This window comes from Streptomyces sp. NPDC006655 (assembly GCF_040703965.1).
Lineage (GTDB): Bacteria > Actinomycetota > Actinomycetes > Streptomycetales > Streptomycetaceae > Streptomyces.
The window spans coordinates 14,153-35,463 of record NZ_JBEYJU010000007.1 but is presented as its reverse complement, the minus strand read 5'-3'; the positions used below and the strand labels follow the sequence as shown (position 1 = coordinate 35,463).

18 protein-coding genes are annotated in these 21,311 nt (G+C 73.5%); 11 read left to right on the top strand and 7 right to left on the bottom strand.

Going from position 1 to position 21,311, the window contains the following annotated elements; translation table 11 throughout:
- The first annotated feature begins 294 nt into the window (after positions 1–294).
- On the top strand, positions 295–744 hold the full coding sequence (locus AB0958_RS05875; RefSeq protein WP_366889055.1) for an ATP-binding protein: 450 nt from the start codon (positions 295–297) through the stop codon (positions 742–744).
- An 80-nt stretch (positions 745–824) separates the two neighbouring features.
- Here the strand turns inward: AB0958_RS05875 and AB0958_RS05870 are convergent, their stop codons facing one another.
- Positions 825–1,859 carry a DUF2637 domain-containing protein gene (locus tag AB0958_RS05870; protein WP_366889054.1) on the bottom strand — a complete coding sequence of 345 codons (1,035 nt, stop codon included), beginning with the start codon at positions 1,857–1,859 and terminating at the stop codon, positions 825–827.
- 317 nt (positions 1,860–2,176) lie between these two features.
- Positions 2,177–3,001, bottom strand: coding sequence for a (2Fe-2S)-binding protein (locus AB0958_RS05865; protein ID WP_366889053.1), 825 nt, complete (start codon positions 2,999–3,001; stop codon positions 2,177–2,179).
- Between the two features lie 168 nt (positions 3,002–3,169).
- On the opposite strand from AB0958_RS05865, the gene AB0958_RS05860 reads away from it, so the two are divergent.
- On the top strand, positions 3,170–3,952 hold the full coding sequence (locus AB0958_RS05860; protein ID WP_366889052.1) for a GntR family transcriptional regulator: 783 nt from the start codon (positions 3,170–3,172) through the stop codon (positions 3,950–3,952).
- A 336-nt stretch (positions 3,953–4,288) separates the two neighbouring features.
- Here the strand turns inward: AB0958_RS05860 and AB0958_RS05855 are convergent, their stop codons facing one another.
- Both AB0958_RS05855 and AB0958_RS05850 read right to left on the bottom strand, forming a co-directional pair.
- Positions 4,289–5,056, bottom strand: a complete 768-nt coding sequence (locus AB0958_RS05855) for a hypothetical protein (RefSeq protein ID WP_366889185.1) — start codon at positions 5,054–5,056, stop codon at positions 4,289–4,291.
- A 168-nt stretch (positions 5,057–5,224) separates the two neighbouring features.
- On the bottom strand, positions 5,225–6,922 hold the full coding sequence (locus AB0958_RS05850) for a PucR family transcriptional regulator ligand-binding domain-containing protein (RefSeq protein ID WP_366889051.1): 1,698 nt from the start codon (positions 6,920–6,922) through the stop codon (positions 5,225–5,227).
- 353 nt (positions 6,923–7,275) lie between these two features.
- On the opposite strand from AB0958_RS05850, the gene AB0958_RS05845 reads away from it, so the two are divergent.
- The 5 genes from AB0958_RS05845 (at position 7,276) to AB0958_RS05825 (ending at position 13,897) form a co-directional block, all read left to right on the top strand.
- Positions 7,276–8,166, top strand: a complete 891-nt coding sequence (locus tag AB0958_RS05845) for a xanthine dehydrogenase family protein subunit M (protein WP_366889050.1) — start codon at positions 7,276–7,278, stop codon at positions 8,164–8,166.
- Positions 8,166–8,735 carry a (2Fe-2S)-binding protein gene (locus tag AB0958_RS05840; protein ID WP_366889049.1) on the top strand — a complete coding sequence of 190 codons (570 nt, stop codon included), beginning with the start codon at positions 8,166–8,168 and terminating at the stop codon, positions 8,733–8,735. The genes AB0958_RS05845 and AB0958_RS05840 overlap by 1 nt, the downstream gene beginning before the upstream one ends.
- A 4-nt stretch (positions 8,736–8,739) precedes the next feature.
- Positions 8,740–11,127, top strand: coding sequence for a molybdopterin cofactor-binding domain-containing protein (locus tag AB0958_RS05835; RefSeq protein ID WP_366889048.1), 2,388 nt, complete (start codon positions 8,740–8,742; stop codon positions 11,125–11,127).
- Positions 11,128–11,229: 102 nt separating this feature from the next.
- Positions 11,230–12,690, top strand: coding sequence for an NCS2 family permease (locus AB0958_RS05830; RefSeq protein ID WP_366889047.1), 1,461 nt, complete (start codon positions 11,230–11,232; stop codon positions 12,688–12,690).
- 49 nt (positions 12,691–12,739) lie between these two features.
- Entirely contained in the window at positions 12,740–13,897 is a 1,158-nt protein-coding gene (locus tag AB0958_RS05825; RefSeq protein WP_366889046.1) for an XdhC/CoxI family protein, read from the top strand.
- Between the two features lie 200 nt (positions 13,898–14,097).
- On the opposite strand, the gene AB0958_RS05820 is transcribed toward AB0958_RS05825, so the two are convergent.
- A complete protein-coding gene (locus tag AB0958_RS05820) occupies positions 14,098–14,751 on the bottom strand; it encodes a Crp/Fnr family transcriptional regulator (RefSeq protein ID WP_366889045.1) in 654 nt (217 codons plus the stop codon).
- Between the two features lie 115 nt (positions 14,752–14,866).
- Positions 14,867–15,307 (bottom strand): SRPBCC family protein, encoded by a 441-nt coding sequence (locus tag AB0958_RS05815; protein WP_366889044.1) that lies wholly within the window; start codon positions 15,305–15,307, stop codon positions 14,867–14,869.
- A 158-nt stretch (positions 15,308–15,465) separates the two neighbouring features.
- On the opposite strand from AB0958_RS05815, the gene AB0958_RS05810 reads away from it, so the two are divergent.
- Both AB0958_RS05810 and AB0958_RS05805 read left to right on the top strand, forming a co-directional pair.
- Positions 15,466–16,107 carry a phosphoribosyltransferase family protein gene (locus AB0958_RS05810; RefSeq protein WP_366889043.1) on the top strand — a complete coding sequence of 214 codons (642 nt, stop codon included), beginning with the start codon at positions 15,466–15,468 and terminating at the stop codon, positions 16,105–16,107.
- An 83-nt stretch (positions 16,108–16,190) separates the two neighbouring features.
- Positions 16,191–17,153: a serine/threonine-protein kinase gene (locus tag AB0958_RS05805; RefSeq protein WP_366889042.1), complete on the top strand. Its 963-nt coding sequence runs from the start codon at positions 16,191–16,193 to the stop codon at positions 17,151–17,153.
- A 20-nt stretch (positions 17,154–17,173) separates the two neighbouring features.
- On the opposite strand, the gene AB0958_RS05800 is transcribed toward AB0958_RS05805, so the two are convergent.
- The gene (locus AB0958_RS05800) at positions 17,174–19,612 is read right to left on the bottom strand and encodes a SpoIIE family protein phosphatase (protein WP_366889040.1); all 2,439 of its coding nucleotides are present in this window, start codon (positions 19,610–19,612) and stop codon (positions 17,174–17,176) included.
- Positions 19,613–19,824: 212 nt separating this feature from the next.
- Between AB0958_RS05800 and AB0958_RS05795 the strand changes: the two genes are divergently transcribed.
- Positions 19,825–20,052 (top strand): helix-turn-helix transcriptional regulator, encoded by a 228-nt coding sequence (locus tag AB0958_RS05795; RefSeq protein ID WP_366889039.1) that lies wholly within the window; start codon positions 19,825–19,827, stop codon positions 20,050–20,052.
- A 78-nt stretch (positions 20,053–20,130) separates the two neighbouring features.
- Positions 20,131–21,291: an NAD(+)/NADH kinase gene (locus tag AB0958_RS05790; RefSeq protein ID WP_366889184.1), complete on the top strand. Its 1,161-nt coding sequence runs from the start codon at positions 20,131–20,133 to the stop codon at positions 21,289–21,291.
- Positions 21,292–21,311 lie beyond the last annotated feature (20 nt).

Here is a 21,311-nt window from a genome sequence, read left to right as displayed (position 1 = left end):
TTTCGGCCAGGTTCGCCGGTGCCGCGGACCGCGTGAATCAGCTCGGGGGGTTGTGCGAGGGGCTGATTCACGCCGGGTCCACGGCACCGGTGGCGCGTACGGGACGGTCCTGGCGGCGGCGTACGTGCCGGGGCCGATCCGGGACATGGCCGAACACCCGGTCGTCATCGACGTGACATGACTGGCGCGTGCCCGAGCGGGCATGGATCCCCGTGAACCTGTTCGATCAGGAGGGGAACCGGATACAGCGTGCGGGCGGGGGTCATGAACAGTCAGGCACGAGGGGGCGGTCCCGTGGCCATCGGGGCCTCCTCGGCGCAGACGGCGGGGGAAGAGACCGACACGACGGAACGGGGACACCCGCCGCAGCTCAGACGGCGGCTGGGACGGTCGGACCTGCGGGCGGTGCCCGAGGCGCGCAGGGAACTGCGGGAACTGCTGCGGCACTGGGGGCGGCCCGGCCGCTCCGAGATCGCGGAACTGCTCACCAGCGAACTGGTCACCAACGCGCTCGTCCACACCGACCGCGAGGCGGTCCTGACGGCCGTCGTGGAGCCGGGCCAGCTGCGGGTGGAGGTCCGCGACTTCGTGGCCCGCAGGCCCCGGGTGTGCGCCCCGGAGACCGGGGACGGCACCCACGGCCGGGGCATGGTGCTGGTGGACTCCCTCGCGGACGCGTGGGGAGTGCAGGCGCACGAGGTCGGCAAGTCGGTGTGGTTCGAACTGGACGCCGAGGCCGCCTAGCAGCCCCACGACAGACGGGACGGGGGCGTGACCTTCGAGGTCACGCCCCCGTCCCGAGGTGTCTTCGCGGCAGCGGGCGATCAGCCGAACTGCTGCTCCAGGTCCTTGAGCTTGCGCTCCAGGGAGTCAAGGCGCGGCAGGGCCATTGTGTCGTCCTCCGCGGTCAGGTCGACGGTGATCTCAGACCCTTTGCGGGCGGGCTGAAGGGACGGCCGAGAGCGCACGGGCAGCTGTTCCGGCGCCGCTATGGCAGGCTCCGCGGAGGCCTGGGCGGGCGCCCGCTCGACCTGGTGCACCTCGTCCTGCCGGCCGGCCCGTCCGACGAAGCCCCGGTGGCCGCGGCTTATGGCCTTGAGCTGGGCCCGCTCCAGACGGTCCTGCTCGCGGCGGCGCATGCGGTTCTCCTCCTTCTGCCGCTTGTCGTCGCGCACCTCCTCGACCGCCTCGTCCAGGCTGCGCACGCCCTCCAGGAGCATCAGCGACCACGCCTTGTAGGTCTCACGGGGGGCACGCAGCCAGCGCACGATGCGGATCTGCGGCAGCGGACGCGGCACCAGGCCCTGCTCGCGCAGGGCGGCCTTGCGGGTCTGCTTCAGGGCGCGGTCGAAGAGGACGGCCGCGGACAGCGACATGCCGGCGAAGAACTGCGGAGCGCCGTCGTGGCCCCCGCCCCTAGGCGCGTGCACCCAGTTGAACCAGGCGGATGCGCCCGCGAACGTCCACACGAGGATCCGGGAGCCGAGCGCGGCGTCACCGTGGCTCGCCTCGCGCACCGCGAGGACGGAGCAGAACATCGCGGCGCCGTCCAGACCGAACGGCACCAGGTACTCCCAGCCGCCGGAGAGGTTGAGGTTCTGCTGGCCGAAGCCGACCAGCCCGTGGAAGGAGAGGGCGGCGGACACCGCCGCGCAGCAGAACAGGAGGACGTAGGCGGCGGTGGCGTAGATGGCCTCCTTGCGCCGGCGCCGCTCCTCGCTGCGCTCCCACGAGTCGTCCTTCGCGTGCTCCCCGCCGGACCGCTTGGAGCGCGTCAGCACCGCCACCGCGACCAGCATGCCCAGGAGCAGTACGGCGCCGGGAAGCAGCCAGTTCAGCGATATGTCGGTCAGTCTCATCTAGGGGTCCCTTGCATTGGGATAGGGCGTAACGCCCGCCATAGTGGCCCAATCCCAGCGGCCCTCAAGGGGTTTCGGGGCAAGAGGCCGCCAAGGAAGTGCAAGGGGATGCTCCAGGGCAGCATTCTGCTCGAACTGCCGCGTGAGGGGCGGGAGTTGAGTTCGAGTAAGACTACCCATACGGGTGGTTCCTCGGAAAGTTCCTGCGGCAAGTGGGGAAGTTGTGAATTCCCTGTCGACGCAGCGGTGCTCCCGTTCCCCGCGATCTTAGTGGATGCGGGGCGGTGCTTCGCACCCTGGGCGCCCCTGAGGGCGCATCAGGCCGCCGCGGCCGACGTGAGTTTGGCGATCCGTTCGTCGTCGCGGGTCCGCGGGCAGGTGACGCAGGTGTCCTCGGGGCGCAGGGTGTAGTACATGCAGCAGCTCACCCGGTCCCGGGTCGGCAGTGGCTCGCCGGCCGGCCCGGTCAGCACCCGGAAGGCCGCGGAGCCGGCGTACGGCCCGGTGGTCCCGGGGAGCAGCGCCGCCAGCTCCCGGACGGCCCGCTCCTCCTCGCCGAGCAGGCCGGCGACGTACCAGAGCCCCTCCACGATCTCGTCGGTCGCCATGCCCCACAGGGCGCGACCGCGCCGCCGCATCCGGGGGCCGAAGCCGCCGAGCACCGGTTCCAGGTGCTCGGCCAGCGCCGCCCTGACCTCGGCCCGCAGCGCCTCCTCGCCGCCGACGACGACCGCGCCGGGCAGCGCCGCGGCCGGGTCCTGCGGGAGGCAGGCGAAGGAGGCGACCTGCACGGCCATCCGGCCCGCCGTGCGGTCGTACGACACCTCGGTGACGGGGAGGCGGGGGACCCGGCGGTCCAGGAACCAGGGGAGGGTGATCAGCAGGCAGGCGGCCCAGCCGTAGCGGTGCAGGCCGAAACCCGCGACCACGTCGGGGCGGCCGGGCCGTCCGTGATCCCGCAGGATCTGGTCCGCGTCCCAGGCGAGGAAGGTGTCCAGGGCGGGGCCGCCCGCCGCGAGCTCGGCCGCGCCGACCCAGCCGCCGCCCCTGGGTGCCGCGTCCCCGGGTGCCAGCTCCGTGACCGCCAGGCCGGGGCAGACCTCGGCGAGGCGGGCGTAGGCGGCGGAGACGGGGGAGGGCATGGGTGACCACCGATCGGATGCGGCCGCAGGCCGACTGCCGGATAAGTAAGGCTTACCTTACTCGTTCGTTCGTGAGTTTGAACCAGCGCCTTGTGCGCCTAAGGTGCTTGACGGACAAGTAACAACCCGCCGTTAATGACCCGAGTGCCGACGACCCGAGGAGGGCCCGTGGACCAGCGCGCGCACGCGGCTCCCGCCGAGACGGCCCGGGTGCCCGCGCAGTCGCGGTCCGGGGAGACGCGGCTGGAGGCGGTGGTGCGGGAGGCGGGTGGACACCCCGCCGGTACGTCGGCCGTGCGCGGTGAGCACACGCACGGCGAACGGCCCGTCCCGCAGCCCCGGCCCGCCGTGCAGCGGGCGTCCGTGCGCGGGCAGATCCTCGACGCGCTGCGCACCGCGCTGATGGGCGGGGAGCTGCTGCCCGGCGAGGTGTACTCGGCGCCGGTGCTGGGGGAGCGGTTCGGGGTGTCCGCGACGCCCGTGCGCGAGGCGATGCAGCAACTGGCCCTGGAGGGCGCGGTCGAGGTCGTGCCCAACCGGGGCTTCCGGGTCGTGGAGCGGGGCGCGCGGGAACTGGCCGAACTGGCCGAGGTGCGGGCGCTGATCGAGGTGCCGGTGATGATGCGGCTGGCGCGCAGTGTGCCGGCCGAACGGTGGGCCGCGTTGCGGCCGTTGGCCGAGGAGTCGGTGCGGGCGGCGGCGACGGGGTGCAGGGCGACGTACGCGGAGGCCGACCGGGCGTTCCACCGGGCGGTGCTGGGGCTCGCGGGCAACGAGCAGCTCGTGCAGATCGCGGAGGACCTGCGGCGGCGGGCGGTGCCGCTGCGCGGGGCGCGGGCCGAGATGATGTCGGACGCGGCGGAGCACTCGGCGTTGCTGGAGGCGCTGGTCGCGAGGGATCTGGAAGCGGTGCGGGCGCTGGTGGCGGGGCATTTCGCCGACGCGTGGTGAGTTGGCGGGGGCGGTTGCGGAGTCTCGCCGTGGGGGTGCGGGTGACGTCCGGGTGCGGGTGCGTCGTGGCTCGTCGCGCAGTTCCCCGCGCCCCTGAGGGGGTTGCTCGGCTGGTGTGTCGGGTGGGGGTGGGCGGTGGCTGGTTGCGCGGTTTCCCGCGCCCCTGAGGGGGTTGCTCGGCTGGTGTGTCGGGTGGGGGTGGGGGGTGGCTGGTTGCGCGGTTTCCCGCGCCCCTGAGGGGCTCGTCTCGGCTGTGGGCATGCGTGCCGCCTGGGGCGGCACGGGTGGGCGCAGCGGCACCCTGTCGGCGCCGGTGAGCGGTCCTTGCCTCAGCTGTCACGCCGTTGCCGCGCCGGGGGCCGGTGGGGTCAACTGTTGTGCCAGCCAGGTCGGGACGCCGCCCAGCAGGCGGAAGAGTCGGCCCGCCTCCTCGCGCAGCCGTGACGCCTCCGGCTCGGACTCCGTTTCGGCCAGGGACGCCAGCGCGGGGGCCGTGCCGACCAGGTAGCCCAACTCCTCCCTGATGCGCAGGGACTCGGCGAAGCCGTGCCGGGCCTCGGTCAACTCGCCGTCGCGCAGGGCGAGGCCGGCGAGGTGCCGCCAGGTGAAGGAGAGCAGCAGCGGGTCTGCGTGCGCGGTGGCGGCCGCGTGCGCCCTGCGGTAGGCGGCACGGGCCGCCTGCGGGGACAGGGTCAGGTTCTCCGCCAGCAGCCCCCGGCGGAAGTCCAGCAGGGCGCGTCCCGGCGCCCCCGGCGGGATCAGCGCCGCCGCCCTGCCGAGCGCGGCCCGCGCCTCGTCGGCCCGGTCGCGGACCCCGTGCAGGGTGGCCGCGTAGGCGAGGTGGCCGCGTTCACAGGCGGCGGCGCCCCGCTCCTCGTCGGTACGGGCCTGTGCCTCCGCCGTGCGCAGCGCGTCCTCCGCCGCTTCCCAGCCCCGCTCGGTGTACAGGCACCGCTCGACCATCAGCCCGGCCCGTTGCAGGGAGTACGCCGGGGTGTCCGACGGCAGCAGGGCCGCCGCGTCGGCCCAGCAGGCCCGCGAGCGCAGCCGCCACACCGCGGTCTGGAGCGGATCGTCACCGGCGGTCGTCCCGTTGCCAGACATGGCGGAGTACGCCACGTTGCCCTCCCCTAGCGCGCCGTCGAGCAGTGAAGTGGTGGCCGCATTCCAGCACCGATCGCCGCGCGGGGCCAAGAGGGTGGGTGAATAATTTCACAAAGTCGTGGGACGGCGACGGCACTTGGCAGGAGCCCGTCGCACGCCCGCGTGACCTCAGCTCATCCGCAACGCCAGGAAGAAGTCGAGCTTGTCCTCCAGCCGCGCGAGGTCCCGGCCCGTCAACTGCTCGATCCTCCCCACGCGATAGCGCAACGTGTTGACGTGCAGGTGGAGACGGGCGGCGCAACGGGTCCAGGAACCGTCGCAGTCGAGGAACGCCTCCAGGGTCGGAATCAGTTCGGCGCGGTGCCTGCGGTCGTAGTCCCGCAGGGGGTCCAGCAGGCGGGCGGTGAAGGCCCGTCGGACGTCGTCGGGGACGAAGGGCAGCAGCAGGACGTGCGAGGCCAGTTCCTGGTGGCCGGCCGCGCAGACCCGGCCCGGACGGGCCGCGGCCACCCGGCGGGCGTGCCGGGCCTCCTCCAGGGCGCCGCGCAGCCCCTCGGCCGAGTGCACGGCCGCGCTGACGCCGAGGGTGACCCGGCCGTCGCCGTCGAGGCCCGCCGTCAGCGGCCCCCGTACGGCCGCCAGCAGGGCGTCGGCGTGGACACCGGACCCGGCGCCGTCGTGCTCGGTGGTGACGGCGGGCAGCGGGACCAGGGCGATCGCCTCGTCGCCGGTGTGGGCCACCGCTATGCGGTCGGACGGCTCGGGCCCGGTCGCCAGCGGGTCGACCAGGATCTCCTCCAGCAGGGACTGCGCGACCGGACCGCCCTCGACCTCCGCGCCGTCCCATTCGACGCGGGCGACCACCACCTGCCAGTGCGGGGCCGCGCCGAGGCCGGGCACCAGGACCGGGGCCGCCACCCGCAGCCGCGCGGCGATCTCCGCGGGCGCCGCGCCCGTCTGCACCAGTTCGAGGACCTCCTGGGCGAGCCGGCGCCGTACCGTGCGTGCCGCGTCCCGGCGGTCGCGCTCGACGGAGATCAGCTGGGTGACGCCCTGGAGCAGGTCGAGCCGCTCCGCGGGCCAGTCGCCCGCGTCCGCCTCGACCGCGAGCAGCCAGTCCGACAGCACCGACTCGCGCACGTCCCGGCCGCCCCGTGGGGAGCCGCCCCCCGCGGTCGCCGCCGGGAGGTGCCCCCAGCCGATCGGGAAGAGCGAGTACGTGGTGGCGCCCAGCAGCACGCGATGGGGGCCGCGGCGGCCGGTGCGGGTGGCCGCCAGGTGCTCGGCGGCCAGCTCGGCGCAGGCCTCGGCGGGCAGCGCGGGCCCCGACACCTTGGAGCCCGCGATCAGCCGGCCGGTCGGGGAGAGCACCCAGGCGCGCAGGTCGAGGTCGGAGCCGAGCAGGTCCAGGACCACGTCCGGGCCGCCGCCCGCCGGGCCCGAGGTCATCATCCTGCGGTGCCGGTCGACGACGGCCGCGAGGTCCCCGGCCCGCTCGCCGCTGACCTGCCGCACCACATGCTCGGTGATCGTCGCGAAGGCCACCGACTCGTGGACCGCGAAGAGCGGCAGCCGGTGCCGGGCGCAGGCCACCACCAGATCGTCGGGGACGTCGCCGAGTTCCGCCTCCCCGGCCGCCAGCGCCACCACCCCGGCCTGCACGAGCAGTCGTACGAACGCCTCGGAGTCCGCCGCGTCCCGGCGCCAGGCCAGGCCCGTCAGCACCAGCTCACCGCCCGAGAGGTAGCGGCTGGGGTCGCGCAGGTCCGTGGTCATGACCCCGCGCACGGTGCGGTCCAGCTCGTCCTCGCCGCCGAGCAGCCGCAGGCCCAGCGCATCGGTGTCCAGCAGTGCGCGCAGCCGCATCTCGTCGCCGCCGTTCTGTGTCTCGAAATCTATGATGAATCTCGGGGGGTCCGGGCCGGGGTGCCGGGCGCACGCGGTGACGGGCCGTTACCGCGTGGCACCTGAGCGTTTCCTGTGTTTCCGCAGGAAAACCAAGAGGTTACCGAGGACCTCTGTTCATACGAATCTACAAGATGCCCGTGCTGGCCAGCCAACTCCTTCATGGTTTCGGTGACTGACCCCGCTGGAGTACGGGGCGGTGTACTGACCTCGTCCCGCGTGAACAGGACATGAACGAGCCGGGCCCGCCGCACACGGATTGGCTCAATCCGCACGACTCACGAGACTCAACGAGACGGAGAAAAGAGCCGGTCATGGACTTCCTTCGCCCCGCCAGCTGGGAGGAGGCGCTCGCCGCGAAGGCCGAGCACCCCACCGCAGTGCCGATCGCGGGTGGCACCGATGTGATGGTCGAGATCAACTTCGACCACCGTCGGCCCGAGTACCTCCTCGACCTCACCCGCATCGGTGATCTCTACGAATGGGAGGTCGGCGAGGAGAGCGTCCGGCTCGGCGCCTCCGTGCCGTACACCCGGATCATGGAGCGCCTGCGCGCCGAGCTGCCGGGCCTCGCCCTCGCCTCGCACACCGTGGCCTCCCCGCAGATCCGCAACCGCGGCGGCGTCGGCGGCAACCTCGGCACCGCCTCCCCGGCCGGCGACGCCCACCCCGCGCTGCTCGCGGCGGGCGCCGAGGTGGAGGCGGAGTCGGTGCGGGGCACCCGGCTCATCCCGATCGACGACTTCTACACCGGCGTGAAGCGCAACGCGCTCGCCCCCGACGAACTGATCCGCGCGGTGCACGTGCGCAAGGCCGGAGGACCTCAGCAGTACTCCAAGGTCGGCACCCGCAACGCCATGGTCATCGCCGTGTGCGCGTTCGGGCTCGCCCTGCACCCCGCGACGCGAACGGTCCGTACCGGCATCGGCTCGGCCGCCCCGACCCCCGTACGGGCGAAGGCCGCCGAGGACTTCTTGAACGCCGCGCTCGACGAGGGCGGCTTCTGGGACAACGGGAAGATCATCACCCCGTCGGTCGCCAAGCAGTTCGCGGACCTGTGCGCCGCCTCCTGCAACCCCATCGACGACGTCCGGGGCACCGCGAGCTACCGCCGCCACGCGGTCGGCGTGATGGCCCGCAGGACCCTCACCTGGACCTGGGAGTCGTACCGCGGCACCACTCAGCAGAAGGGGAGTGTCGCCTGATGCGCGTCAACTTCACCGTCAACGGACGCCCGCAGGAAGCCGACGACGTCTGGGAGGGCGAGAGCCTGCTCTACGTGCTGCGCGAGCGGCTCGGCCTGCCCGGCTCCAAGAACGCCTGCGAACAGGGCGAGTGCGGCTCCTGCACGGTCCGCCTGGACGGCGTGCCCGTCTGTTCGTGCCTGGTCGCGGCCGGGCAGGCCGAGGGCCGGGACGTCGTCACGGTCGAGGGTCTCGCGGACCACGCCAGGCAGCGTGACCACGGCACCGCGTGCGGGACCTCGCTCGACCAGGCCCGGCGCTGGGCCGCCAAGGGGCAGGACTCGGGGACCGGCGAGGGTGCCGAACTCTCCCCGGTGCAGCAGGCGTTCATCGACGCGGGCGCCGTCCAGTGCGGTTTCTGCACGCCCGGCCTGCTGGTCGCCGCCGACGAGATGCTGGAGCACAACCCCAACCCGACCGACGCCGACATCCGCGAGGCGCTGTCGGGCAACCTGTGCCGCTGCACCGGCTACGAGAAGATCATGGACGCGGTCCGCCTCGCGGCCGCCCGGCAGTCAGAGGCGGTCTGAGCCGATGCCCACCAACGGCGCCCCCACGAAGATCACCCAGGGTTCCCCCACCAAGGGCGGCATCGGCGAGTCCACGCTCCGCCCCGACGGCACCCTCAAGGTCACCGGCGAGTTCGCGTACTCCTCCGACCTGTGGCACGAGGACATGCTCTGGGGCCAGATCCTGCGCTCCCCGGTCGCCCACGCCGAGATCGTGTCGATCAACACCGCCGAGGCCCTCGCCCAGCCCGGCGTGTACGCCGTCATGACCTACGACGACCTGCCCACCGACGTGAAGAACTACGGGCTGGAGATCCAGGACACCCCGGTCCTCGCCCACGGCAAGGTGCGCCACCACGGCGAGCCGGTCGCGATCGTCGCCGCCGACCACCCGGAGACCGCCCGCCGCGCCGCCGCCAAGATCAAGGTCGAGTACCGCGAGCTGCCCGTCATCACCGACGAGGCCTCGGCCACCGCGCCCGGCGCGGTCCTCGTCCACGAGAACCGCGCCGACCACCACATCGGCCACGTCCCGCACCCCAACATCGTGCACCGCCAGCCGATCGTCCGCGGCGACGCCGACGAGGCGGCCAGGAGGGCCGATGTCATCGTCAAGGGCGAGTACTACTTCGGCATGCAGGACCAGGCCTTCCTCGGCCCCGAGTCCGGTCTCGCGGTGCCCGAGGAGGACGGCGGCGTCCACCTCTACATCGCCACCCAGTGGCTCCACTCCGACCTGCGCCAGATCGCGCCCGTGCTCGGCCTGCCCGAGGACAAGGTGCGGATGACGCTGGCCGGTGTCGGCGGCGCGTTCGGTGGCCGCGAGGACCTGTCGATGCAGATCCACGCCTGTCTGCTGGCCCTGCGCACCGGCAAGCCGGTGAAGATCGTCTACAACCGCTTCGAGTCCTTCTTCGGCCACGTCCACCGTCACCCGGCCCGGCTCTACTACGAGCACGGAGCCACGCGCGAGGGCAAGTTGACGCACGTCAAGTGCCGGATCGTGCTCGACGGCGGCGCCTACGCCTCCGCCTCCCCGGCCGTGGTCGGCAACGCCTCCTCACTGGGCATCGGACCGTACGTCGTCGACGACGTCGACATCGAGGCCATCGCCCTCTACACCAACAACCCGCCGTGCGGCGCGATGCGCGGCTTCGGCGCGGTCCAGGCGTGCTTCGCCTATGAGGCCCAGATGGACAAGGTCGCCAAGCAACTCGGTATGGACCCGGTGGAGTTCAGGAAGCTGAACGCCATGGAACAGGGCACGATCATGCCGACCGGGCAGCCGGTGGACTCGCCCGCCCCCGTCGCCGAACTCCTGCGCCGGGTCGTCGCGATGCCGCTGCCGCCCGAGCAGCAGTGGCTCTCGGCAGGCGAGGAGCCGGACGTACGGCAGCTGCCCGGCGGGCTGTCCAACACCACCCACGGCGAAGGTGTCGTCCGCGGCGTCGGCTACGCCGTCGGCATCAAGAACGTCGGCTTCTCCGAGGGCTTCGACGACTACTCCACCGCGCGGGTGCGCCTGGAGGTCGTCGGCGGCGAGCCCGTCGCCGTCGTGCACACCGCGATGGCGGAGGTCGGGCAGGGCGGGGTGACCGTCCACGCGCAGATCGCGCGCACCGAGCTGGGCGTGGCACAGGTGACCATCCACCCGGCCGACACCCAGGTGGGGTCGGCGGGTTCGACCTCGGCCTCCCGGCAGACCTACGTCACCGGCGGCGCCGTGAAGCACTCCTGCGAACTGGTCCGGGAGCGGGTCCTGGAGCTGGGCCGCCGCAAGTTCGGCACGTACCACCCGGCCTGGGCCACCGCCGAACTGCTCCTGGAGGGCGGCAAGGTGGTCACCGACGGCGGCGAGGTGCTCGCCGACCTGGCGGACGTGCTCGGCGAGGAGAGCGTGGAGGTCGAGGCCGAGTGGCGGCACCGGCCGACCGAACCCTTCGACCTGCGCAGCGGCCAGGGCAACGGCCACGTCCAGTACTCCTTCGCCGCGCACCGCGCGGTGGTCGAGGTCGACACCGAGCTGGGCCTGGTCAAGGTGGTCGAGCTGGCCTGCGCCCAGGACGTCGGCAAGGCGCTCAACCCGCTCTCCGTCGTCGGCCAGATCCAGGGCGGTACGACCCAGGGCCTGGGCATCGCGGTGATGGAGGAGATCATCGTCGACCCGAAGACCGCGAAGGTCAGGAACCCGTCCTTCACGGACTACCTGATCCCGACCATCCTCGACACGCCGACCATCCCGGTCGACGTCCTCGAACTCGCCGACGACCACGCCCCGTACGGACTGCGCGGCATCGGCGAGGCACCGACGTTGTCGTCGACTCCGGCGGTCCTCGCGGCGATCCGCGACGCGACCGGTCTGGAGCTCAACCGGACGCCGGTACGCCCGGAGCACCTGACGGGCAACGCCTAGGCACCTGAAGGGCAACGCCCAAACACCTCACCACCGTTCGTCTCGGGCCGTCCCCCGGGTCGTGCACATCCCAACCCCCTGTGAACCTTGGGAGACGGCACCATGACCCAGCAGTCAGTGGAGCCCAGGACCACGGCCGACGACGCGGGAGCAGGCACCCGCGTCCCGGCCGGCCGCTCCTGGCTCGACCGCTACTTCCACATATCCGCAAGAGGCTCCTCCGTCGCGCGTGAAGTGCGCGGCGGCGTCACCACCTTCATGGCGATGGCGTACATCCTGCTGCTCAACCCCCTGATCCTGTCCGGCAAGGACGTGGCGGGGGACACCCTCGGCCAGCGGGCGCTGATCACGGCGACCGCGTTCGCCGCGGCCTTCACCACGCTCCTGATGGGCTTCGCCGGCAAGGTGCCGCTCGCGCTGGCCGCCGGCCTCTCCGTCTCCGGCGTGCTGTCCTCGCAGGTCGCCCCGCAGCTGACCTGGCCGCAGGCGATGGGCATGTGCGTGATGTACGGCGTGGTCATCATGCTCCTGGTCGTCACCGGCCTCCGTGAGATGATCATGAACGCGATCCCGCTCGCGCTCAAGCACGGCATCACCATGGGCATCGGCCTGTTCATCGCCCTGATCGGCTTCTACAAGTCCGGCTTCGTGCACCAGGGCAGGGCCACCCCGGTCACCCTGGGCCCGGCGGGCGAACTCGCCGGCTGGCCGGTGCTGCTCTTCGCCGGCACCCTGCTGCTGATCTTCGCCCTCCAGGCCCGGAACACGCCGGGAGCCATCCTGATCGGCATCGTCACCGGCACCGTCGTGGCCGCCGTGCTGAACGGCCTCGGAGTCGTCGATCCCAGGCAGTGGGCCGGCGGCGCCGCCCCCGCGCTGCACGGTTCGGCCGTCTCCCTGCCGGACTTCTCGCTCTTCGGGCACGTCGAGTTCGGCGGCTGGGGCAAGGTCGGTGCGATGACGGTCGCGCTGATCGTCTTCACGCTGGTGCTGGCCGGGTTCTTCGACGCGATGGCCACCATCATCGGCGTCGGCACGGAGGCGGAGCTGGCCGACGACAAGGGCCGGATGCCGGGTCTGTCCAAGGCGCTGTTCATCGACGGCGCGGGCGGCGCGATCGGCGGGCTGGCCGGGGGCTCCGGCCAGACCGTCTTCATCGAGTCGGCCACCGGCGTCGGCGAGGGCGCCAGGACCGGTCTCGCCTCCGTCGTCACCGGCCTGTTCTTCGCGGCCTGCCTCTTCTTCACGCCGCTCACCGCGATCGTCCCGCAGGAGGTCGCCTCCGCCGCCCTGGTGGTCATCGGCGCCATGATGCTGATGAACGCCCGGCACGTGGACTGGGCCGACCGGGCCACCGCCGTCCCGGTGTTCCTGACGGTCGTCCTGATGCCCTTCACCTACACCATCACCACCGGTGTGGCCGCGGGCGTGATCTCGTACACCGTCATCAAGGCGGCGCAGGGCAGGGCCCGTGAGGTCGGGGCGTTCATGTGGGGCCTGACCGTCGTCTTCCTCGTCTACTTCGCCCTCCATCCGATCGAGAGCTGGCTGGGCGTCCACTGATCCGTGGCCCCCGCCCTCCCGCGCAACCGCCGTTCAAGGAGACCGAGACATGCTGGACATCGCCGAGGAGCTGCACCGGTGGGTGGCGCACGGCCGTGACTTCGCCGTGGCCACGGTGGTGGCGGTCGGGGGCAGCGCGCCGCGCCGGCCCGGGGCCGCGCTCGCGGTGGACGCCGACGGCACCGCCCTCGGCTCGGTCTCCGGCGGGTGCGTGGAGGGCGCCGTGTACGAGCTGTGCCGGCAGGCGCTGGAGGACGGGGAGACCGTCCTCCAGCGTTTCGGCTACAGCGACGCGGACGCCTTCGCCGTCGGCCTGACCTGTGGGGGAGTCATCGACATCCTGGTCACCCCGGTCCGGGCGGAGGATCCCGTCCGGCCGGTGGTGGCCGCCGCGCTGGCCGCCGCCGCCCGAGGGGAGGCGGCGGCGGTCGCGCGGATCGTCACCGGGCCGCCGGAGCTGACGGGCCGGGCCCTGCTGGTGGCCCCCGACGGCTCCTGGCAGGGCGGCTTCGGCGCCCACCCGGAACTGGACCGCACGGTGGCCGCCGAGGCCGGTGCCTTCCTGGACGCGGGCCGCACCGGCACCCTGGAGATCGGAGAGCAGGGCTCACGCTGCGGAGCGCCGCTCACGGTACTGGTGGAGTCGTCCGTCCCGCCGCCCCGGATGATCGTCTTCGGGGCGATCGACTTCGCCTCGGCGCTGGTCCGCGTCGGCAAGTTCCTCGGCCACCACGTGACCGTGTGCGACGCGCGTCCCGTGTTCGCCACGAAGGCCCGCTTCCCGGACGCCGACGAGATCGTCGTCGAGTGGCCCCACAGGTACCTGGAGCGGACCCGGACCGACGGCCGTACCGTCCTGTGCGTCCTCACCCACGACGCCAAGTTCGACGTCCCGCTGCTCCGGCTCGCGCTCCGCCTCCCGGTGGCCTACGTCGGCGCGATGGGCTCCCGACGCACCCACCTGGACCGCACCGCCCGGCTGCGCGAGGTCGGCGTCACCGAACTGGAGCTGGCCCGCCTCAGGTCCCCCATCGGCCTCGACCTCGGCGCCCGCACCCCCGAGGAGACCGCCCTGTCCATCGCCGCCGAGATCGTCGCCGCCCGCCGGGGCGGCTCCGGCATCCCCCTGACCGGCGCCCACACCCCGATCCACCACGACGCGACCACGACGCCGCCCCCCGCACGGCGGATCGGTTCGGTGGCCTAGCTCTCCCCCTGCTGGGCCACCGGGTGGGCTCCCCCGGTGGCGCCCGGTCCGTTTCCCCCGATCTGCCGAACCGGTCCGGGCGCCAGGGGACGATGGAAGCGCCTTCGCGGGCGTCGTACAGCGTCAAATGACGCATTCGGCAAGGGGAGTTCCGTTCCCGTGCGCCGGCGGTGCAAGAGGGTCCCGGCGCGGGCGGGCGCTCACTCCTCGGCCCAGCGTCGTAACCCCGCCAGGTCGAGCACGACCGTCCGGCCCCGGCCGGTCACCACCAGGCCCTCCTGCTGCATCGCCCGCAGACAGCGCACCACGGACTCCCGGGACGCCCCCGTGGCGGAGGCCAGTTCCCGCTGGTTGACCTGGACGGCGACGGCACCCGGCGGTGCCTCGGAGGCGGCCGAGCCGTACTGGACCGCGAGTTTCACCAGCAGCCCGGCGACCCGGGCCCGGGTGGTACGGGCGCCCTGCTCGGCGCGCAGCCCGTCGGAGTCCCGCAACCGGCCCACCACACTGCGCAGCACCGCGAGGCACAGCGCCGAGTCCCGCTCCAGCAGCCGCAGGAAGGCGTCCCCGGCGACCACCACACCCGCCGAGCGGCGCATCGCGGTGACCGTGGCGCCCCGGGGCCCGCCGTCGATGCAGGCCAGCTCGCCGAGGAGTTCACCGGGGCCGCGCAGGGCGAGCAGGCTGGTGTAGCCGTTCGCCGAGTCGACCGTCGCCTTCACCAGGCCGCCGGTGAGCAGGACGACGGAGTCGGCCGGGTCGCCCTCCCGCATCAGCACCTCGCCACGCCCCCAGCCGCGCGGGTGCCCGGCCTCCCGTATCAGCTTGACCGCCTCGGGCGAGAAGAGCGCCACCTCCGAGCCTCCCGGCCGCGTCGACCCACGGCGACCGTCCGCCACCGGAGAGCCACTGTCCATCGTGCGGCCGGGATCTGCCAAGTGGGCGCCGACCGCGTGGCATCGGCCTCGGCTACGGAGTGCGCAGCAGCGTGTTGAGCGTCCGGCCGAACACCGCGCGGGACGTACGGCGCACCAGCGGGTCGAGGGCCGACGGCAGGCCCCGGATGCGCAACTCCTCCTGCCAGAGCACCCGGGTACGCCCGCCGGGGCCAGGACGCACCTCCAACTCGGCCCAGCCGAGCACGACCCGGCCGTGTTTGACCAGGCGGCACCGGCCGGAGCCGCCGTCCTGCGGCGGCTCCCAGACGGTCACCTCCATCGGATCGTCGAACGACAGCGGCCCGAGGCCCGAGCGGGCCACGAAGACGGTGCCCTCGCGGGTCGGGGGATCGGTGCGCACGGTGACCCGGGTCAGCGGGACCGCGCCGGCGTGCCGGGGCCACTCGGTGAGCCGGCGCCACGCCTCGTCGATCGGCAGCGGAACCGTCCGCTGGAGGAGGAAATTGACCACGGCACGATCGTAGGGAACCGGCGACCGTGAAGGGGCCGGGCACCGAGTGTTCACATGAGCTGCAGAATCGTCCCGCCGGGCGGACAGGGGGCTCGTCCCCGGCTCCGCGGTGTGACCATGGACGGAGGGGGCCGATCTCACCCCCCGGAGGACATCCCATGCGCTACCGGGACCGCACCCGGGCAGGACGGGAACTCGCCGCCGCGCTGCGGGAGGTGCGGGACGAGGGCGCCCTGCCGGAGCCGATCGTGCTGGCCCTGCCCCGGGGCGGCGCCGCCGTCGCCGTGGAGGTCGCCCGGGAGCTGTCGGCGCCGCTGGACGTGCTCGTCGTACGCAAGATCGGCGCGCCCCACCACGAGGAGTTCGGCGTCGGCGCGATCGCCGGGGACGACCCGCCGCTCCTCGACCGGGCGACCCTGGCCCGGCTGGGCCTGAGCGCGCGGGCGCTGGCCCCCGTCGTGGAGCGGGAGCGGCAGGAGCTGCGCCGACGCGAGCGCCGGTACCGGGAGGGCCGCCCGCCGCCCCGGCTGCGCGGCCGTACCGTGATCGTCGTGGACGACGGCCTGGCCACCGGTTCCACCGCCCGCGCCGCCCTGCGCCACGTACGGGGCGCAGGGCCCGCCCGGACCGTGCTGGCCGTCCCCGTCGGCGCGCCCGACGCCCTCGACGCGCTCGCCGCCGAGGCCGACCTGGTCGTCTGCCCGTTCCGGCCGGCCGTGTTCAGCTCGGTGGGCCAGTGGTACGACGACTTCGGGCAGCTGACGGACGCCGACGTGCTGGACGCCCTGCGCGGGGCCTGACCGGGGGCCGGTCGGGCGCGGGCGCCGTGGCGGACCGCTGGATACGATGGGGGCAGGTTCGGGACGTCACGGGGTGATGTGTGATGGCGACGCGCATCGCGGGCTACGAGGTCCAGGGCGAGATCGGACGCGGCGGCATGGCCGTCGTCTACCGCGCCAGGGACCTGCGTCTGGACCGCACCGTCGCCCTGAAGCTGCTCGCCCCCGAGATGGCCCGCAACGACACCTTCCGCCGTCGTTTCACCCACGAGTCCCGGGTGGCGGCGGCCCTGGACCACCCGCACATCGTGCCGATCTTCGAGGCCGGTGAGACGGACGGGGTGCTGTACATCGCCATGCGGTACGTGTCCGGCCCGGATCTGCGCGTGCTGCTGGACGAGGAGGGGGTGCTGCCGGTGGCCGCGACCCTGCGCATCGCCGGCCAGGTGGCCTCCGCGCTGGACGCGGCCCATCAGCACGACCTGGTGCACCGGGACGTGAAGCCGGGCAACGTCCTGGTGGCGCAGGGCACCGACAGCGACCACCCCGAGCACGTGTACCTCACCGACTTCGGGCTGACCAAGAAGTCGCTGTCCCTGACGGGGTTCACGACGGTCGGCGAGTTCGTCGGGACGCTGGACTACGTGGCGCCGGAACAGATCTCGGGCCGTCCCGTGGACGGGCGGTGCGATCTCTACAGCCTGGCCTGCGTGGTCTTCGAGATGCTGGCCGGCGGCCCGCCGTTCGTACGGGACGAGGACATCGCGCTGCTGTGGGCGCACCAGTACGACCTCCCGCCCGCGCTGAGCGAGGTGCGGGCGGGGCTGCCGACGGCGTTCGACGACGTGTTCGCCAAGGCGCTGGCCAAGACCCCCGAGGACCGTTACGGCTCCTGCCTGGAGTTCATCGGCGCGCTGCGGCTGGCCGCGTACGGCGCCGGACCGGTCGCGCCGAACCCGGCGGACCGCTCCGCCGACCCGTCCCGCACGATCGGCCGGCCCACCACGGCCCCTCCGGCCCCACCGGCCTGGGCCCGCCCGGTGCTCACCCCCCACCCCGCCCCCTGACCCCTGCGGGGGAATCCGCCTCAGTCCTCCGTCAGGAACTGTTCGGCCCAGACCGTCTTGCCGGTGCTGGCGTGGCGGGTGCCCCAGCGTTGGGACAGCTGGCCGACGAGCAGCAGTCCGCGGCCGCCCTCGTCGTAGGTGTGGGCGCGCCGCATGTGCGGTGCGGTGCTGCTGGAGTCGAAGACCTCGCAGGTGAGGGCGTGGTCGTCGTGGATGAGCCGGAGCCGGACCGGCGGGCGGCCGTACCGGAACGCGTTGGTGACCAGTTCGCTGACGATGAGTTCGGTGATGAACGCGGCGTCCTCCAGCCGCCAGGCCACCAGCTGGTCGGTGGCCCGCTTGCGGGCCTCGGCGACCGCGGCGAGGTCGAAGGGCAGCTGCCAGGTGGCGACCCGGTCCGCGTGCAGGGCGCGGGTGCGGGCGACGAGCAGGGCGATGTCGTCGTCGGGGCGGTGCGTGAGCATGGACGTCAGGATCCGGTCGCAGACGGTGTCCAGGCTCTGCGCGGGGCGGGCGAGCGCGGCGACCATCTTGTCCAGGGCGTCGTCGATGTCGTGGTCGCGGGGTTCCAGCAGACCGTTGGTGTAGAGGGCGATCACACTGCCCTCGGGCAGCTCCGTCTCGAACGACTCGAAGGGCAGCCCACCGAGGCCCAGCGGGGGACCGGCGGGGACGTCGAGGAAGGTCACGGCGCCCTCGGTGACCACGGCGGGCGGCGGATGGCCGGCGCGGGCGACGTCGAGGCGCCGGGTGACCGGGTCGTACACGCCGTACAGACAGGTCGTGCCCACGCCGCCGGCGGCCTCCTCACCGTCGCCGTCGCCCTCCTCCGCGGACAGGTGGACGACCAGGTCGTCGAGGTGGCTGAGGAGTTCGTCGGGCGGCAGGTCGACGTCGGCCAGCGTCCGCACCGCCGTACGCACCCGTCCCATGGTGGCGGCGGCCCGGATGCCGTGGCCGACGACGTCGCCGACGACCAGCGCGACCCTGGTGCCGGACAGCGGGATGACGTCGAACCAGTCGCCGCCCACCCCGGCCTGGCTGACCGAGGGCAGGTAGCGGGTGGCGATGTCCAGGGCCGACTGCTCGGGCAGCGTGTGCGGGAGCAGACTGCGTTGCAGGGTCATCGTGGTGGTGTGCTGCCGTTCGCTGCGTGCGGTGCCGTGGATGCTGGTGGCCGCCCGGGCCGCCAGCTGCTCGGCGATCCACAGGTCGTCGGCGTCGAACGGCTCGGTCCACCGGTTCCGGCCGAACAGCGCCACGCCGAACGTGACACCGGCCGCGGTGAGCGGCACCGCGAGCAGCGAGTGCGCCCCGCTCGCCCGGATCCACGCGGCGGCCTGCGGGTCCTCCTGCGCCCAGCGCCCCACCACCTCGTCGTCCCCCGCGTACACCGCGCCCCGCCCGTCGGCCAGGCACCGGCCCGAGGGCGACCAGGGCGGGCAGCGCAGCACGTCGCCCGACGGGTGCGGTGGTGGTGGCGCGTCGGGCACCGCGCGGACGGCCGCCCGGCGCAGCGTCGGGCCGCCGGACGGGGGCCCGCCGTCCCGGCCGGGGGGCCGGTGCGCGGGCCCGGTCGAGCGCGGCGGAGTGTCCAGCAGGTCGACGGCGCACGCGTCGGCGAAGGCGGGCACGGCGACGTCGGCCAGCTCCCGCGCGGTGCGCTGCACGTCGGGAGTGGTGCCGATGTGTGTTCCCGCGTCGCTCAGCAGCAGCATCCGCTGCCGTACCAGCCGCTCGGACGGGTCGGAGTGGGCCGTCAGGGCCACTGCGCGCACCCGGCCGCCCGGGTCCGTCAGCGGCACGATCCGGGCGTGCCAGTCGCGCACCGGATCGGCCGGGTCCAGGTGCAGATGGACGTCCTGCGGGGCGCCGCCGTCGAGGATCCGCCGCATCCCCGCCTCGGCCTCGGCGCTGCCCTCGTACGGTGCGATGTCCGTCAGCCGCAGCCCGCGCATCGTCCCCTCGGCCAGGGACAGCGCCCGCTGCATCCCCGCGCTGGCCCGTACCAGCCGCAGCCCCGCGTCGAAGACGGCGGCGACGCACGGGGACTGGTGGAAGGCCCATTCCCCCATTTCCTGGCCGGTGGTCGGCGGCAGCCCTGTGACGGCGGACACCACCAGCCACTCCGTGCCGCCCAGCGGTTCGCCGACGGGCCTGCGGTGGACCAGCACGTCGTGGTCCAGCCGGTGCCCGTCGTGGTGGCGCAGGGCCACGGTGCCGCTCCAGCGGGCCCCCGCGGCGGCCTCCCGCCAGGTGTCCCCGTCCGGCTCGGCGAGCAGCTCGGTCGCCTTGTGCCCCAGGATCTCGGCGGCCGGATAGCCCAGCAGCACCCCGGCACCGTCGCTCCAGCCGGTCACCACACCCCGCTCGTCGACCGTGACCGCGGCGGTGCGGCCCCCCTGGGGTACGGCGTGGGTCCCCGCGGGGCTGCTGGGAGAGGTGGGAGGTCGTTCCATCGCCGCTCTTCCTTCGCGGAACCTGCACGGCCGCTTCTCCTCCCCAGGATGATCCCGGTCGGCACGGAGCACCAATCCGCTGCGGTCCCGAGCACCGCTCACCGGGTGCCTGTGACACGCCTGTGACGGTCGGCGGACACCGTCATGACGTCGGCTTGTGAGGGTTTTCTAAACGGACAAAACGCACTTATCGGCTATGTGAAGGACTCCTCATGAGCGTCGCCGTCACCGAGCACACCGAGACCGCCGCCGTCGCGCTGGCCCCGCGTGAACGCGAGACGCTCCGGCACATCGCCGCGGGCCGCACCTACCTCCAGGCGGCCCGCCAGATGGGCCTGTCCCGGCACACGGTCGACGCCTACCTCCGCCGGATCCGCGCCAAGCTCGACATCACCACCACCGCCGAGCTGACCCGGCTGGCCGTCTCCCTCGGTCTGTGATCCCGCTCCGCCCGACAGATCCGCCTCCGGCGTGACAGCGTGGGAGCAGCGGCGGTCATGGCGTTCCTGGAGGCGGAGATGACGGTGAACGGGCTGGGACTGGTGGTGCACGGGGGCCGTGCGGAGGCGGTGGACGCGGCCCGTGCGGTACGGGTGTGGGCCGCGGAGCGCGACGTGCGGTGCACCGACATCGACGTGTGGCACGACGGCGGACGGCACAGCTCCGGCGAGGAGGTCGCGGCCGCCGGCGATCCCGATCTGATCGTCACCCTCGGCGGCGACGGCACCTTCCTGCGCGGCGCCCGGCTCGCCGCCCGCAACGACGCGCTGGTCCTCGGCGTCGACCTGGGCCGGGTCGGCTTCCTGACCGACGTGCCGGTCCGCTCGGTCACCGAGGCGCTGGACGCGGTGCACGAGGACCGGTTCGACGTCGACAGCCGGCTGCTGCTCACCATGCGCTCCTCCCGGAGGCTCGAAGTGCCCGCCCGGATGGGGGACCTGATGCAGTACGGCCGGGGACCGCTGCTGCCGCCGCCCCAGGTGCGCACCGACTGCGAACAGGACCCCGACTGGGGCGTCCCGCTGCACATCACCGCCGTCAACGACGTCGTCCTGGAGAAGCTGTCCCGGGACCGCCAGGTGTCGGTGGGCGTGTACATCTCCGGGCGCCTGCTCGCCTCGTACTCCGCCGACGCGCTGCTGGTGGCCACCTCCACCGGTTCGACCGCCTACAGCTTCGCCGCCGGCGGACCCGTCGTCTCGCCCCGCGCGGAGGTGCTCGTGTTCACCCCGGTCGCCCCGCACATGGCGTTCGACCGGTCCGTCGTCACCGCCCCCGACGAGGCGGTCGGCCTGCGCGTCCTGGAACGCTCGGGACCGGCCGCGGTCAGCGTCGACGGACAGGTGCGGGGCGTCGTGGAGCCGGGTGACTGGATCGGCGTGTACGCCGCCCCGAAGCGGCTGCGGGTGGTCCGGCTGGCGCCCATGGACTTCTACGGCCGGCTGCGCGAGCGCATGAACCTGACCGACGCGCCCGCCGCGGTCGCCGACGGCACCCCGGCCCCCCTGTGGTCGCTGACCGCACCCCCGCCGGGCGACCTCGCCCACCTCTCCTTCCCGCTCCTCGCCGAGCAGCGCGCCCAGGCGGACGAGGCGTGCGCCGACGCGCAGGACGGCGCCGTCCCCGCACCGCAGGAGCCGTCCCTCCCACGGCCCGCGCGGAAGGCCGACCGCTCATGACCGCCGCCCCGCGGTGCGGG